Below are 15724 nucleotides of genomic sequence, written 5' to 3'. Positions count from 1 at the left end.
GCCACAACCATGTGCTGTGGCCCATTGCTGAACACTTGATTAGTGTGACTTCAACTCATCATCACGGCGCTTAGCACCAGATCGATCAGTTTTATCCCGACAAATGGCACCAGTAAGCCACCCAGCCCATAGATCCACAGGTTACGGCGTAAAAGGGCAGCCGCGCTCATCGCTTTGTAACTCACCCCTTTTAGCGCCAACGGGATCAGGAACACAATCACCAGTGCGTTAAAAATAACCGCCGACAGAATGGCTGACGCGGGGGAATGCAACTGCATGACGTTCAAGGCATTTAACTGCGGATAAGTCGCGGCGAATGCTGCCGGAATAATGGCAAAATATTTGGCGACGTCGTTGGCGATACTGAAGGTGGTTAGTGAGCCACGGGTCATCAGCATTTGCTTACCGATATGCACCACTTCAATCAACTTGGTCGGGTTGGAGTCCAAATCCACCATATTGCCCGCTTCTTTAGCCGCTTGCGTCCCCGAGTTCATCGCCACGGCAACATCCGCCTGCGCCAGTGCCGGAGCATCGTTGGTGCCATCACCGGTCATCGCCACCAATCTACCTTCTGCCTGATACTGGCGAATCAACGCCAGTTTAGCTTCGGGAGTGGCTTCGGCCAGAAAATCATCTACGCCAGCTTCGGCTGCGATGGCGGCGGCGGTCAGGCGGTTATCACCGGTGATCATCACCGTTTTGATGCCCATTTTGCGCAGTTCGGCAAAACGTTCTTTAATACCGCCTTTCACGATATCTTTCAGTGCCACCACACCCAGCACACGCGGCCCTTCGGCCACCACCAATGGGGTACCACCGGTGCGCGCAACACTCTCGACCGCATCTTCAACTGCCCGTGGGAAATGGCCCTGATTGGACTCAACGTGACGGCGGATAGCATCTACCGCACCTTTGCGAATCATTCTGTCTTGTACATTCACCCCACTCATGCGGGTTTGCGCAGAGAAGGGCACAAAGGTGGCATTCAGGCTGTGCAAGTCACGTTCACGCAAATTAAAGCGCTGTTTAGCCAGCACCACGATGCTGCGGCCTTCAGGCGTTTCATCCGCTAACGAAGAGAGTTGCGCGGCATCTGCCAGTTGTTGCTCGGTGACTCCGGGAGCCGGTAAAAACTCAGACGCTTGACGGTTACCCAAGGTGATGGTGCCGGTTTTATCCAGCAGCAGCACATCGACATCACCGGCGGCTTCCACCGCGCGCCCGCTGGTAGCAATGACGTTAGCACCCAGCATCCGGCTCATCCCGGCCACCCCGATGGCTGACAGCAAGCCGCCGATGGTGGTGGGGATCAGGCAAACCAGCAGTGCGACCAATACTGTAATCGTCACCGGTAAACCGGCCTGGTTAGCTTCCACACTAAACATCGAGAATGGATAGAGCGTTGCGGTTGCCAGCAAAAAGACGATAGTCAGTGCTATCAGCAGTATCGTCAGCGCTACTTCGTTAGGTGTTTTGCGCCGTTTGGCACCTTCCACCATCGCTATCATCCGGTCAAGGAAGGTTTCGCCGGGGTTAACGCTGCACTCAACCACCAGCCAGTCGGACAGCACCCGAGTACCACCGGTAACGGAAGAGAAGTCGCCGCCGGACTCACGGATAACCGGAGCCGATTCACCGGTAATAGCACTTTCATCAACCGATGCGCCACCTTCCAGTACCTCGCCATCACAGGGCACAGTATCGCCTGCTTCGATTAATACCAAATCACCTTTGCGTAGGCTGTCAGCAGAGACTTTCTCCTGAGGTGCATCGAAGCGGGCTTCAGACAATTTCTTAGCCCAACTGGTTTTTTTCACGCCACGCAGACTCTCGGCCTGCGCTTTACTGCGCCCCTCGGCCAGTGCTTCGGCAACGTTGGCGAACAGCACAGTAAACCACAACCACAGGGCAACATTGCCGGTAAACATGGCGCTACCGCTGGCCTGACCGCTCAAAATAGCCAACCAGATAAGGGTGGTTAGCCAACTGCCCAGATACACCACGAACATCACCGGATTACGCCACTGGACGCGCGGGTCCAGCTTCTTCACGGCATCTATCAGCGCAGTGCGAACCAGTGCAGGTTCAAAAATCGCGCGTTGTTTACGTGTCATAGTCATTCTCTCATCAATGTGCTAACCAAATTTGCAGGTGTTCAGCCACCGGGCCTAGCGCCAGTGCTGGGATAAAGGTCAATGCGCCTACCAGCAATACGGTACCAACCAGTAAACCGATAAACAGCGGCCCGGAGGTCGGTAGCGTGCCGTTACCCGCAGGTTGCCGCTTCTTCGCCACCAGTGAACTGGCAATGGCCAATACCGGTAGGATCACACCAAAGCGCCCGAGGAACATGGCGGCCGCCAGCAGCAGGTTATAAAACGGTGTATTGACGCTCAGGCCAGCAAAGGCACTACCGTTGTTATTGGCAGCAGATGAAAGGGCGTACAACACTTCGCTGAAACCGTGTGCGCCAGGGTTAAGAATTCCTGCTCGCCCGGCATCGGAGCACAGCGCCAGCGCGGTGCCCAGTAGCACGATGGTCGGGGTAACCAGGATGGCCAGTGCGGTCATTTTCATATCGAATACATCGATTTTCTTACCGAGATATTCAGGGGATCGGCCAATCATCAGACCGGCGATAAACACCGTCAGCAGGACGAACAACAGCATGCCGTACAAGCCAGAACCGACGCCGCCGAACACCACTTCGCCAATTTGCATCAGCCACATCGGCACCATGCCACCCAGCGCGGTAAGGGAGTCATGCATCGCGTTGACCGCGCCACAGGATGCGGCCGTGGTCACTACGGCATAGATGCTGGTAGACAGGATGCCAAAGCGCGACTCCTTACCTTCCATATTGATATTACTGTTCGCGCCCAACTGCGTTAGATGTGGGTTACCGGCCAGTTCGGCGTACATCACCACCACCACTGCCACCACAAAAATCAGTGACATGGCCCAGATCAATGCATGGCCTTGACGGTTATCACCCACCACTTGGCCAAAGGCAAAACACAGGGCGCAAGGGATCAGGAAAATGGCCAGCATCTGCACAAAGTTGCTGAATGCGGTTGGGTTTTCAAATGGGTGTGCGGAGTTAGCGCCAAAGAAGCCGCCGCCGTTGGTTCCCAGCACTTTTATCGCTTCCTGCGAGGCCACCGGTCCCATCGGTAGGGTTTGTTTCACCCCTTCCAGCGTGGTGATGTGCAGGTAGCCATCCAGATTTTGCAATACCCCCTGACTGACAAAAATCAGGGCGATGATCAGGGCTATTGGCAGCAAGACATATAAGGTAATGCGTACCAAATCCACCCAGGCATTACCCAAAGTGGCGGCGGAGTGGCGGGCAAAAGCGCGGATCAGGGCAAACGCCACGGCAATACCGGTGGCGGCTGACAAAAAGTTTTGCACGGTCAGCCCAGCCATTTGGCTCAGATAACTGAGGGTACTTTCGCCGCTGTAGGCTTGCCAGTTGGTATTTGTGACAAAGCTGACTGCGGTATTGAGTGCCAGATGCCACGACATCCCCGGCATATTTTCAGGGTTGAGTGGCAAAGAGCCTTGTGTCATCAGCAACACAAATAGCACTACAACGCCCATCAAGTTGAAACAGAGAATAGCCAGTGCATATTGCCAGCCATTCATCTCTTCATTTTTTACGCCGCTACAACGCCATACTCCGGCCTCGATTCTTTGTAATCCTGCAAAAGGTTCACCTTCGATTATTCGGGCTAAAAAGCTCCCCAGGGGGCGGGACAGCACCAATAGCACCAGCATGAAACTGGCGATAAGCAGAAATCCTGACGCTGCCATTTAAAAGTCCTCTGCGTTAAATAAGGCGTAAACCAGATAGCCCAGCAGCAGCAGGACCAACAACGCACCACAAACGATGCTGAAACTCACGATACACCTCCACAGGTCTGACTTTTGATAGTCAACTTTTTGACAAACAAGTTGTTAGTCACAACAGCTTAGGTAGTCGGGCGAAAAGTTCTTGATAAAAAAGGAGGGCGGGGTGTAAAAAAAGTAATAAAAACGGTACAAAAAAATGACACAAACTGAGTGTAATTTAATCAGTTGACGTGTGGGTTATTTAACGGGATGCGTTAAATGCGCTTTCATGCGGTGACTATGTTTAGTTTGCCAGTAGGTAAACAATATGTGAACGAAATATAACCATAGTTGGTTTTAAATTAACTCAAACGTAACAAAATTACAGGATTGGCCGTTTTAATCTGTTTTTTGTGTAAATTAGTGGTCGGATGAGTGGTAAAGTTTCAACCAATGCGGTAAAATTTTGTTCAGTTTCCAGATTTACTTATTTTACTTTCAGCGCCACGCGGTAAACCGGCCTCCCTTTATTTATCGGGCCAATTCACTACACGACGGCGTTTTAAAAGGAGGATCGTATGTCCATGTACAACGCATACCCATTACATCAGGTTCTCTTGCGCCGTAGCGCGGTGATCCTGCTGGGTTTATTGGCGCTGCCAGTGATGCTTTTCCGTAAAGATCGTGCCCGTTTTTACAGCTACCTGCACCGTGTCTGGGCGAAAACCAGTGATAAACCGGTATGGTTGGCGCAATCTGAATCGGCGATTCAAGATTTTTACTAAGAGACATCAATCGATTTCATCGTGGTAAACACGCTGTAAAATAGATGGCCCGTGAGTTAACGCTCGCGGGCTTTTTTATTGCCCACGTAAATGTGTTTAGGTAAAGATATCAAGCAATACCGTAGTTCTCTGGCGACAACTGTTATGATGAAATGAATGATGTGATATTTATGACAGTAAAGATTGGGGAGAACAGCATGTCAGGAACCCATCAGCCGACGCACAGTGCTGAATATGACCAGGTGCGCGATGAACTCGATGCGTTATGTGCCGCTGGAATCACCCGTGGCAAATTAATGACTTTTCACAGCCGTTATAAATTGGTGCTGCTAGCGCATTCGCAGCCTGAATATAGAGAGATCGGCCCATTTATTGCGTCGATGGATAAGTGGCCTTCGCTGGCTGAGTTTACCGCTGAATATCGCCAGCGTTTACTTCACTTATTGTCTCATCAGCCGACACCCGCTAATCACACCAATGTGTTAATGCATGTGCAGGGCTATTTTCGGCCTTATCTCACGTCAGTTCAGCGTCAGGCTTTGGCGCAACTTATTGATCAATACCGTACAGGTGAGCTGCCCTTGAGTGTACCGGTTGTGCAGATAAAATCATATCTTGCTGATTTTCCTAATGATTATCTGTCTGAGCAGCACTATTTTACTTTTTACTCCGCGCAAGGATAAGGTATGGCAACGCATCTGGTCTGGTTTCGTAATGACTTACGTATCACTGATAATCTGGCGCTGAATGCGGCGTGTCAGGACCCACAAGCAAGGGTTATTGCGCTGTTTATTGCCACGCCTAAGCAGTGGGCCGCACATGATATGGCACCGCGTCAGGCGGCATTTTTGCAGCAAAATCTGCAACTGTTGCAGAGTGCTCTCGCTGCGAAAAGCATAGCGCTGCATTATCATCAATGTGATGATTTTCAGGATGCAGTTATCTGGTTGGATAACTTCTGCCAGCAGCAACAGGTCGATGCACTATTTTATAATCAGCAGTATGAATTGAACGAACGGCGGCGGGATGAGGCATTGGCGGTGCGGCTCAACAGTGGAGCGAACGGTAGAAATATCACCTGCCACCGTTTTCATGACAGCTTATTATTGCCGCCAGGCAGCGTCCTGACCGGTAATAACGAAATGTATAAAGTGTTCACGCCATTTCGCCGCGCTTTTATCCAACGATTACTTATGAGCGATAACGCATGTGTTCCGGCACCGATTGCTCGCGATAACATGGCTGCCGCGACATCATTCCCCCCGCTCTTATTTGATTATCCGCAACAGCCGGTTGACCCTATTTTGTTCCCCGCCGGTGAAGACGCGGCACTGCAGCGTTTGCGCAGTTTCTGTCGTGAGCAGGTACAAGATTATCACCAGCAACGTGATTTCCCTGCGGTGTCAGGTACCAGTTGCCTGTCACCTTATCTGGCGCTCGGCGTTTTATCACCGCGTCAGTGCTTTAACCGCTTGCGTGCGGAGTGCCCGGCCGGGTTGGAAAATCCAGACAGCGGCGCTTTCACCTGGCTTAATGAGCTTATCTGGCGTGAGTTCTATTGCCATTTGTTAGTGGCCTATCCGCGTTTATGCCAGCACCATCCCTTTATCGGCTGGACTGATGCAGTAATATGGAATCACTCGGAACTGCAATTAACCGCCTGGCAGCAGGGGCGCACAGGGTATCCCATTGTTGATGCCGCGATGCGGCAGTTGAATGAAACCGGTTGGATGCATAACCGCCTGCGGATGATCAGTGCCAGCTTTTTTGGTTAAAGACTTATTGATCGACTGGCGTGAGGGTGAGCGCTATTTTATGGCGCAATTAATCGACGGCTCACTGGCCGCCAATAATGGTGGCTGGCAGTGGGCGGCTTCAACGGGTACTGATGCTGCACCGTACTTTCGTATTTTTAATCCCACCACGCAGGGAGAGCGCTTTGATAAAGACGGCGCTTTTATTCGCCGTTGGCTGCCAGAACTGGCTGCGGTACCCGACAGTGATATCCATCAGCCGTGGCGTTGGGCCGATCGGCAACAACGGCATTTGGATTACCCACTGCCGCTGGTGGACCATAAGCTGGCCAGATTGGCTACACTGGCGGCATTTGAAACCGCTAAGCGGGATGTTCGTAAGGACCCCTAATCACAAGGAGCCGTCATGTTTTTGACCGATATTTCGACCAGACCTGCATTCTATCTTGATAAAATTACGCGCAACGCCGTTAAAACGGGCCTGATTTTATCGTTTAGTGTTTATAGTTCGCTGTCTGCTGCGGGTTTTGAGGTGGTGGCGCTTGGAGTGGATGGTGGTGTTAGCGATAGCAATTTGACCTCTTATCTGATTCGTGATGACAGCCAACCGGCCTATTTAGCGCTGGATGCAGGCTCTCTCTTGCCGGGCATTGCCAAAGCATTAGATAAAGGCAATTTCTCTGATGTGACCGAGGAAAAGGCGGCTCCATTGACTCGGCAGGGTTATATCTTTCGCCAAAGTATTAACAGCTATTTTATCAGTCATGCCCATCTTGACCATGTTTCCGGTCTGATTGTCGGTTCACCGCAAGACAGCAAAAAGACCATTTATGGCTCCGCTGATACCATTGACGTGTTGCGCAACTACTATTTTAACTGGCGTGTCTGGCCGAACTTTACGGACAGTGGCAGTGGTGTCCGGCTGGGAACCTACCGTATGCAAATGGTGCGTCCTAATCAGCCCTTGAGCCTGGGGCTAACGCGTTTGACCGGTGAGATGTATCCACTGAGTCACGATAAATCGCCATCTTCTATGTTGCTGATCAGTAACAATAATCAGTCCTTTGCCTATTTTGGCGATACCGGCCCCGATGAGATAGAAAAGTCAAAAAATCTGGATGCGGTGTGGCGCAAACTAGCGGAAAAAGTCAAACAGCAGCAATTAAAAGGGATGATCATTGAAGTTTCTTATCCAAATGAGGTGGCTGACGGCAAGCTCTATGGCCATATGACGCCTAAATGGCTGTTGAAGGAACTGAAAAACCTGGAGAAATACAGTGGTGAAGGTCAGCCATTAAAAGGATTGCCGGTGGTGATCAGCCATATAAAACCGTCATTTAAGCAGGGCCAGGATGTGCGTAAAGTGATTGCGGATGAGTTAGCGCAAGGTAATGATATGGGGGTTAACTTTATCCTGATGGAACAAGGCGATAGCCAGAAATTCTAAATATTCCCTTCATGCTTGAAGCCGCAGGGGGGGGGTCGTTTGCAGCTACCTGCACCGCCAATGAGGTTGGGTATATATTTTAATGAGATTGATTCAAGAACATCTATTAGTGAGGCTGATAAAATGCGCAATATAGAACTGGAAACCCTACTTAATAACCAACTGAATACTGTAGCTTTTCAAGACTATGCGCCCAATGGTTTGCAGGTTGAAGGGCGGGCAGAAGTAAAACGTATTATCACCGGTGTGACGGCCAGTCAGGCACTATTAGATGCCGCAGTTGAGCAGCAGGCAGATGCTATTTTGGTTCATCACGGCTATTTCTGGAAAAACGAACCGGTAGTCGTGCGCGGTATGAAGCGTAATCGCCTAAAAACACTGTTAACTAACGATATCAATTTGTATGGTTACCATCTGCCACTGGATGCACACCCCGAATTGGGTAACAACGCACAACTGGCAAAATTACTCAATATTAAGGTGTTAGGCGAAATTGAACCGTTATTACCCTATGGTGAGTTTACTACGCCGTTAAATGCAGTGATTTTACGTGAGCGGCTGGAAAAATTATTGGAGCGGCCTGTTTTGCATTGTGGTGATCAGGCACCCGCCGATATCCGACGAATTGCCTGGTGTACCGGCGGTGGGCAGGGATATATTCAGCAAGCCGCGGAGTTTGGTGTGGATGCATTTATCACCGGCGAAGTTTCTGAACAAACAATTCATATTGCCCGCGAGATGGGGGTGAATTTTTATGCGGCGGGGCATCATGCTACCGAGCGTTATGGCATCAAAGCACTGGGAGAATGGCTGGCTGCACAACATCAATTAGAGGTTATTTTTATCGATATATCTAATCCAGCCTGACACCATGCGATATGCACCGGTAATCAGTATCGGTGCATGATTTTCTGCTAATATCCCCCTCTCAAAACATCATTAAGCCTTGAATAAAGCAAGGTTTTTCCCTCTCTCTGGCTATTTGAAATTATCATCTGGCGGTGCTTGGGAGATAAAACGGCAGTTTTTAAGAATATCTGCTCGCTTTACTCTGATTCTAAATAAGAAAAAAATCGTATCTATTTTCCTGTTATGGTCGAAAAACGCTAAAAAGAAGCATTTATAGGGATTAATATTGACCTTTTTATCAGGTTTAGTGGTTGCTCGCGGCTATTGGATAATTCAGTTCTATTGACAGTGACCAGACGCTAACGCATAAATATATACTTATAACGAGTATTTATATAAAAAATGAAAGCTAGAAATTAATCAGGGGGACGGGAGTGCAACGAGCGCGATGCTATTTACTGGGAGAAAGTGCGGTGGTTCTGGAGCTAGAACCGCCGGTTACATTAGCAAGTCAGCAACGAATTTGGGGCTTGGCTGACAGGCTGATTCATCATCCCGATGTCGTTGAAGCGATTCCGGGAATGAACAATCTGACCCTGCTACTGACAGACCCACACAATACCGCACTGGATGCCATTGAACGGTTACAACGCTGGTGGGAAGAGAGTGAGTCACTGGTGCCTGAATCACGCGATATCACTATTCCGGTGATTTATGGCGGTGAGGCAGGGCCGGATCTGGCTGAAGTGGCACGTCATACCGGCATGAGCGAACGTCAGGTGGTTGAGTGCCATGCGGGTGCGAGCTATATCGTCTATTTTCTCGGTTTTCAACCGGGATTTTCTTATCTGGGCGGGATGCCAGAACAGCTCGCCACACCTCGCCGTGGGGAACCTCGTTTAGTGGTGGCCCCGGTTCTGTTGGCATCGGCGGCAGCCAAACCGGTATCTATCCACTGGCAACCCCAGGTGGCTGGCAACTGATCGGCCGCACCTCACTGGCCTTATTTAATCCGTTAGAGATGCCGCCAACCTTGCTACGACCTGGTGATAATGTGCGCTTTCTGCCTTTAAAGGAGGGCGTATGCTGAAGATTATTCGTTCAGGTATTTACACCACGGTACAAGATACTGGCCGTGGTGGTTTTCGTCGCTTAGGCATTAGTCAGGGCGGAGCACTTGATTTACCGGCACTGAGTATGGCGAATATGCTGGTGGGTAATGATGCCGGTGCCGCTGGACTGGAAATCACGCTGGGGCAATTTACCGCTGAATTTACCCAACCGGGCTGGATTGCGGTTACTGGCGCGGGTTGTAATGCGATGCTCGATGATCAGTTGCTTTGGACGGGATGGCGTTATCCGGTCAAGCCGGGCCAGCAGTTGAAACTCAGTGTGCCGTATCGTGGGATGCGCAGTTATCTGGCGATTTCTGGTGGTATTGATGTGCCGGAAATGCTGGGCTCACGCAGCACTGACCTGAAAGCTGGTTTCGGTGGGTATCTGGGGCGGCTTATCAAAGAGGGCGATGTATTGCCATTGGGTAGGCCAACCCGTTTGCCGCGTGAATCAGTCGGTATCAAACAGTTGTTATTTGGTAATCGCGTCAGAGCATTGCCGGGGCCGGAATATCATGAGTTTGATGATATCGCACAGGGGGTATTCTGGCGTGAGGCATGGCAACTCAGCCCGCAAAGCAATCGGATGGGATATCGCCTGACTGGGCGTGAACTGGCTCGCACAACTGATCGTGAGATGTTGTCGCACGGCTTGTTACCCGGTGTGGTGCAGGTTCCTCATAATGGTCAGCCAATCGTATTAATGGCTGATGCGCAAACGACCGGCGGTTACCCGCGTATTGCCTGCGTGATTGAGGCTGATCTCTACCATTTGGCGCAACTTCGCCTCGGGGAATCGGTGCATTTTGTGCCTTGCACTGTAGAGGATGCGCTCCGTGCCAAGTCTGAACAGCAGCATTTCCTACAACAGATTGAGTGGGGTTTGCAGCCAGGGTTCGATGCGACGGAGGTTGAATGAAAATTGATTTAAATGCAGATTTAGGTGAGGGCTGCGCCAATGATCAGGCGCTGCTGCAAGTGGTGAGTTCCGCCAATATCGCTTGCGGTTTTCATGCCGGAGATGCGCAGATCATGCGTCAGTCGGTGCGTTGGGCCATTGAATATGGTGTCGCTATTGGCGCGCATCCGAGCTTCCCTGATCGGGAGAACTTTGGGCGCACCGCAATGCAACTTCCGCCCGAAACTGTCTATGCCCAAGTGATTTATCAACTGGGTGCGCTGGCCGCCATCGTCCACGCTGAAGGTGGCGTAATGCAACATGTTAAGCCACATGGCATGTTGTATAACCAGGCGGCGGTCGATCCGCTGCTGGCAGATGCGATTGCGCAGGCAGTAAGGGCGGTTGACCCATCGCTACGGCTAGTGGGGTTGGCGGGGAGCGAATTAATCCGAGCCGGTGAGCGAGCAGGTTTAGTGACCCGACAAGAAGTCTTTGCCGACCGCCGCTATCAAGCGGATGGCACCTTAGTGCCTCGTAGCCAGCCGGATGCGTTGATTGAAAGTGACGAGCTGGCCTTGTCACAAACCTTAGCGATGGTGATGCGTCATCAGGTTCAAGCCCGTGATGGCAGTTGGGTAGCAGTTCAGGCTGATACTGTCTGCGTACATGGTGATGGCGCACATGCATTGGCCTTTGCGCGCCGTTTACGCGGCAGTTTTCAGCAGGAAAATATCAGCGTTAGTGCGCAGTAATCGGGCTATAAAAATCATAACCGTCTGGCCCGGCGGAAGGCAGTTATCCATTAAATCGACTTCAGGACAGGAGAATCACCTTGGAACAAACGGTAAATCTTTGGCCGCTGATTGGGATCGCGGCGATCGTAATCGGGTTTTTACTGCGTATAAACGCAGTGTTGGTGGTAATTACCGCTGGCATTATCACCGGTGTCGCAGCGTTAATGCCAATAGCGACAATTTTGGAAAAACTGGGCGAAGGGTTCCTTAATACCCGCAACTTGCCACTGATCTTGTTACTGCCATTGGCGGTGATTGGCTTGTTAGAGCGGCATGGCTTAAAAGAGCGGGCGCAGGCGTGGATTTCGCAAATTAAGAGTGCCACGTCCGGGCGTTTACTGATTGTGTACCTGTTCGTGCGCGAAGCCACAGCCGCGTTGGGCCTAACCAGCCTTGGTGGTCACCCGCAAATGGTGCGGCCATTACTGGCTCCGATGGCTGAAGGGGCGGCGGAAACCCGTTATGGAGAACTGCCGGAGAAAGTACGTTATCGTCTGCGCGCGATGTCGGCTGCGACCGATAACGTCGGGCTGTTCTTTGGCGAAGATATTTTTGTCGCCTTTGGTGCGATCATCTTTATGCATAATTTTATGTTGGAATCGGGCGGTATTCAGACCGAGCCGTTACACATTGCACTGTGGGGGATTCCGACCGCAATTTGTGCCTTCCTTATTCATGCTTATCGCTTACAACGTTTAGATAAGCATCTCGCCGCTGAATTGACGGCGCTGAATCAGTCGGCTCAGGCTGCCAAGGGAGACGCAAAATGATTTTCCAACAACAATACCTCTATTGGTTGGCCGGTGCGGTCTTACTGATCGTGGCCGTTATGTCTTTTCGCGATAAAGCCAACCCGCGTCGTATCACCACCGGGCTATTTTGGGGGTTGTACGGGCTGGTTTTTCTGGTGGGCGACTGGACTTATCGCCTGGCGAATACGCTGGCGGGGGAAGGGCCGGATGAGAAACGCATTCTGAATATTACCGTTGGCGTGGTGGTGGTCATTATGGCGCTGATTGCCGGTTTTGGTGGCGTTAAGCTGGGCAGCTACCATCAGCGCACCCCAGAGCAACGTGAGATTAGCGCCAAGCGCCTGGGTAACCGGTTGTTTATTCCTGCGTTGGCGATTCCGGTGGTCACAGTTATCGGTGTGCTGCTGTTTAATAATATTCCAGCACTGGATCAATGGCTGTTTGGCACGGGCAACCATGCCACATTGGTCACGTTGTTCTCAATGACGGTCGGCTGCGTGCTTGGCTTGCTGATTGCGGTGTTCCTAACCCACGAAACGGCAGCACAGCCGGTACAGGAAGCACGCCGTCTGCTGGACTCTATCGGCTGGGCCTTTATCCTGCCGCAGATTTTAGCCACCCTTGGTCTGCTGTTTACCACCGCAGGCGTGGGCACTGCGATTGCGCATTTGACCCAGGAATATCTGGCGGTAGATCATCGTTTTATCGCCGTGGCGGTCTATGCTATCGGCATGGCACTGTTAACCATGATCATGGGTAATGCCTTTGCCGCTTTCCCTATCGTGACGGCCGGTATTGGTATCCCGATTCTGGTGTTACAACATGGCGGTAACCCGGCGGTGATGGCCGCTATCGGTATGTTCTCCGGTTATTGTGGAACATTGATGACACCAATGGCTGCTAACTTTAATATAGTTCCGGCGGCATTATTAGAGTTGCCGGACAAAAATGCGGTCATTAAAGCGCAGATTCCAACCGGGATTACCTTGCTGATTGTTAACGTATTTTTACTCTATTTCCTGATGTTTCTCTAGGAGCGGCGATGCGAAGTGTACTCATTACCGGGTTTGAGCCATTTGGCGGGGAGCGGGTTAATCCTTCCTGGGAAGTGGTGAAACAGCTAAATGATTTGATGTTGGGCGGGATCAGAGTGGTGGCTCGCCAGTTACCCTGTGCTTTTGGCGAGGCATTGGATGCGCTGAATAAGGCGATAGATGAAGTTCAACCGGTGCTAGTGTTAGCGATAGGTCAGGCGGGTGGGCGTGCTGATATCACTATTGAGCGCGTCGCAATTAATATCGATGACGCGCGAATTCCAGATAATTTGGGTCAGCAGCCGGTAGATAAACCGATAGTGGCAGATGGCCCGGCGGCTTACTTTACTCGTTTACCGATCAAGGCGATGGTGCAGGGCATTCGTGACGCAGGAATTCCGGCCGCGGTGTCACAAACCGCAGGGACTTATGTCTGTAACCATGTGATGTACGGGCTATTACATCGGTTAAATCAGTTCAATAATGAGGTAAAGGGCGGTTTTATTCACATCCCTTATCTGCCGGAGCAGGCGGTTGATCACCCTGGTGCGCCGAGTATGTCAACATCATCGGTACTGATTGCGTTGGAGTTATCTATCTCTATTGCTCTGCAAATTGAGCACGATTTGCACATTTCAGGTGGTGCAATTCACTGATTTACCAATAAAAAACGCCACCAGAAGGTGGCGTTGTCTGTTTTATCAGAACACTAAATTTGCTTATTTCTTCAACTGGCTCTTAAAATCACGCTTCGCATAACCGGTATAAAGCTGACGCGGACGGGCAATTTTTAGACCTTCCTCATGCATTTCATTCCAGTGAGCGATCCAGCCGATGGTACGGGCGATAGCAAAGATAACGGTAAACATTGACGATGGAATTCCTAATGCTTTCAGGATGATACCTGAATAGAAATCGACGTTTGGATACAGTTTTCTCTCAATGAAGTATGGGTCGTTCAGCGCAATATGCTCCAACTCCATCGCCACTTTCAGCAGGTCGTCTTCCAGCTTTAATTCCTTCAAAACGGCATGACAGGTATCGCGCATCACCGTGGCGCGTGGATCGTAGTTTTTATACACACGGTGGCCAAAGCCCATCAGACGGAACGCGTCATTCTTATCTTTGGCACGGCGGATAAATTCAGGGATGTGCTCAACGGTTTTAATCTCTTCTAGCATCTTCAGGCAGGCTTCGTTCGCGCCGCCATGAGCTGGCCCCCACAGGGATGCAATACCTGCGGCAATACAAGCAAATGGGTTAGCACCCGATGAGCCAGCGGTGCGCACAGTCGAGGTGGATGCGTTCTGTTCGTGGTCGGCATGTAGGATGAAAATACGATCCATCGCAAGTTCTAACACCGGGTTAATTTTATATTCTTCACATGGGGTTGAGAACATCATATTCAGGAAATTGCCGGCGTAAGACAGGTCATTGCGCGGATAAACAAACGGCTGACCGATGGAATATTTGTAACACATCGCAGCCACGGTTGGCATTTTAGACAACAGGCGGAAAGCAGTGATTTCACGATGGCGCTCGTTGTTGACATCCAACGCGTCATGGTAGAAGGCGGCCAGTGCGCCGGTCACACCACATAAGACGGCCATCGGATGTGAGTCGCGGCGGAACCCGCGGAACAGACTGGTTATCTGCTCGTGGATCATGGTGTGGCGAGTTACCGTGGTTTTGAATGTTGCATACTCTTCAGCCGTGGGGACTTCGCCATACAGTAAGATGTAACAGACTTCCAGATAGGTAGACTCATTTGCCAACTGGTCAATGGGGAAGCCACGGTGCAGCAAAATACCTTCATCACCGTCGATATAAGTGATTTTTGATTCGCAGGATGCGGTAGAGGTGAAGCCGGGATCAAAGGTAAAATAACCTTTCGAACCTAGGGTGCGAACATCGATCACCTTCGTGCCGAGGGTCGGGGTGGTAACCGCCAGTTCGATCGTCGCTCCACCTGCCAGATTCAGCGTTGCTTTTTCTTGGTCTTCATTTTTGCTTTCGTTAGCCATTACAGTCTCCTTCGCGCTTATTTTAAAAACCTCTAACAACTGAAATGTCTTAGATGCCCGCTGGGTCATCACCTCATCGGCACGGCTCTGTTTTATTCACGATTAAAACATGAGTTAGGGTACAGAGTGTCTCACCAATGCGGCCAGCGATCCGAGGGTTTGGATTGATGGCGACGTTACGAAGTTGTTAACAATTTGTCGAATACTTATCGTCTAGGGTTCGTAGCCTACGATATCTATGGGGACATTCACTCAATACACTGTTGCATAACTTAAGCTTATGGGGAAGTGTATCTGGCGACCTTTAGTACGTCATAGGGCTTATTTCTACCCTAGTTGTAATGGAAATGTTTATTCTTTGTCAAATCAGATAATTAATTTTATATAAATTGTGTGAATCGTGATCCTAATCACTGTTCAGGGGAAATGTCA

At 50.6% G+C, this 15724-nt stretch carries 13 protein-coding genes and 2 pseudogenes; 11 read left to right on the top strand and 4 right to left on the bottom strand.

From position 1 onward, the window contains the following. Nucleotides 1-50: 50 nt before the first annotated feature. From kdpB to YALDO0001_RS05510, 3 genes are read right to left on the bottom strand one after another with little or no spacing between them, the layout of a single operon-like run. Nucleotides 51-2117 carry a potassium-transporting ATPase subunit KdpB gene (gene kdpB / locus YALDO0001_RS05520; RefSeq protein ID WP_004700721.1) on the bottom strand — a complete coding sequence of 689 codons (2067 nt, stop codon included), beginning with the start codon at nt 2115-2117 and terminating at the stop codon, nt 51-53. 13 nt (nt 2118-2130) lie between these two features. Beyond that, nucleotides 2131-3819 carry a potassium-transporting ATPase subunit KdpA gene (kdpA, locus tag YALDO0001_RS05515; protein WP_004700719.1) on the bottom strand — a complete coding sequence of 563 codons (1689 nt, stop codon included), beginning with the start codon at nt 3817-3819 and terminating at the stop codon, nt 2131-2133. Continuing rightward, a complete protein-coding gene (locus YALDO0001_RS05510) occupies nt 3820-3909 on the bottom strand; it encodes a K(+)-transporting ATPase subunit F (RefSeq protein WP_033850939.1) in 90 nt (29 codons plus the stop codon). Between the two features lie 506 nt (nt 3910-4415). On the opposite strand from YALDO0001_RS05510, the gene YALDO0001_RS05505 reads away from it, so the two are divergent. The 11 genes and pseudogenes from YALDO0001_RS05505 (at nt 4416) to pcp (ending at nt 13924) form a co-directional block, all read left to right on the top strand. Further along, entirely contained in the window at nt 4416-4622 is a 207-nt protein-coding gene (locus YALDO0001_RS05505) for a YbfA family protein (RefSeq protein WP_042548203.1), read from the top strand. A gap of 197 nt (nt 4623-4819) precedes the next feature. Continuing rightward, entirely contained in the window at nt 4820-5305 is a 486-nt protein-coding gene (locus YALDO0001_RS05500) for a YbgA family protein (protein ID WP_042839463.1), read from the top strand. 3 nt (nt 5306-5308) lie between these two features. After that, nucleotides 5309-6792: pseudogene (gene phrB, locus YALDO0001_RS05495) on the top strand (deoxyribodipyrimidine photo-lyase). Next, the gene (locus YALDO0001_RS05490; protein WP_004700709.1) at nt 6783-7823 is read left to right on the top strand and encodes an MBL fold metallo-hydrolase; all 1041 of its coding nucleotides are present in this window, start codon (nt 6783-6785) and stop codon (nt 7821-7823) included. The pseudogene phrB and the gene YALDO0001_RS05490 overlap by 10 nt, the downstream one beginning before the upstream one ends. A 123-nt stretch (nt 7824-7946) precedes the next feature. Beyond that, the gene (locus YALDO0001_RS05485) at nt 7947-8690 is read left to right on the top strand and encodes a type 2 GTP cyclohydrolase I (protein ID WP_042839471.1); all 744 of its coding nucleotides are present in this window, start codon (nt 7947-7949) and stop codon (nt 8688-8690) included. Nucleotides 8691-9106: 416 nt separating this feature from the next. Then, a pseudogene (pxpB, locus tag YALDO0001_RS05480) lies at nt 9107-9762 on the top strand (5-oxoprolinase subunit PxpB). After that, nucleotides 9756-10706: a 5-oxoprolinase subunit PxpC gene (pxpC, locus tag YALDO0001_RS05475; RefSeq protein ID WP_004700700.1), complete on the top strand. Its 951-nt coding sequence runs from the start codon at nt 9756-9758 to the stop codon at nt 10704-10706. Before pxpB ends, pxpC begins: the two are co-directional and overlap by 7 nt. Next, nucleotides 10703-11440: a 5-oxoprolinase subunit PxpA gene (pxpA, locus tag YALDO0001_RS05470; RefSeq protein ID WP_042548209.1), complete on the top strand. Its 738-nt coding sequence runs from the start codon at nt 10703-10705 to the stop codon at nt 11438-11440. The genes pxpC and pxpA overlap by 4 nt, the downstream gene beginning before the upstream one ends. An 80-nt stretch (nt 11441-11520) precedes the next feature. Continuing rightward, nucleotides 11521-12252: a DUF969 domain-containing protein gene (locus YALDO0001_RS05465; RefSeq protein ID WP_004700697.1), complete on the top strand. Its 732-nt coding sequence runs from the start codon at nt 11521-11523 to the stop codon at nt 12250-12252. Beyond that, a complete protein-coding gene (locus YALDO0001_RS05460; protein ID WP_042548210.1) occupies nt 12249-13268 on the top strand; it encodes a DUF979 domain-containing protein in 1020 nt (339 codons plus the stop codon). The genes YALDO0001_RS05465 and YALDO0001_RS05460 overlap by 4 nt, the downstream gene beginning before the upstream one ends. An 8-nt stretch (nt 13269-13276) precedes the next feature. Then, nucleotides 13277-13924 (top strand): pyroglutamyl-peptidase I, encoded by a 648-nt coding sequence (pcp, locus tag YALDO0001_RS05455; protein WP_004700694.1) that lies wholly within the window; start codon nt 13277-13279, stop codon nt 13922-13924. Between the two features lie 63 nt (nt 13925-13987). On the opposite strand, the gene YALDO0001_RS05450 is transcribed toward pcp, so the two are convergent. After that, on the bottom strand, nt 13988-15292 hold the full coding sequence (locus YALDO0001_RS05450; RefSeq protein WP_004700693.1) for a citrate synthase: 1305 nt from the start codon (nt 15290-15292) through the stop codon (nt 13988-13990). Nucleotides 15293-15724: the final 432 nt, after the last annotated feature.

The sequence above is a fragment of the Yersinia aldovae ATCC 35236 genome, assembly GCF_000173735.1.
GTDB classification, from domain to species: domain Bacteria; phylum Pseudomonadota; class Gammaproteobacteria; order Enterobacterales; family Enterobacteriaceae; genus Yersinia; species Yersinia aldovae.
Note: the sequence above shows the minus strand (reverse complement) of the source record. Positions and strands in the feature narration are given on the sequence as shown.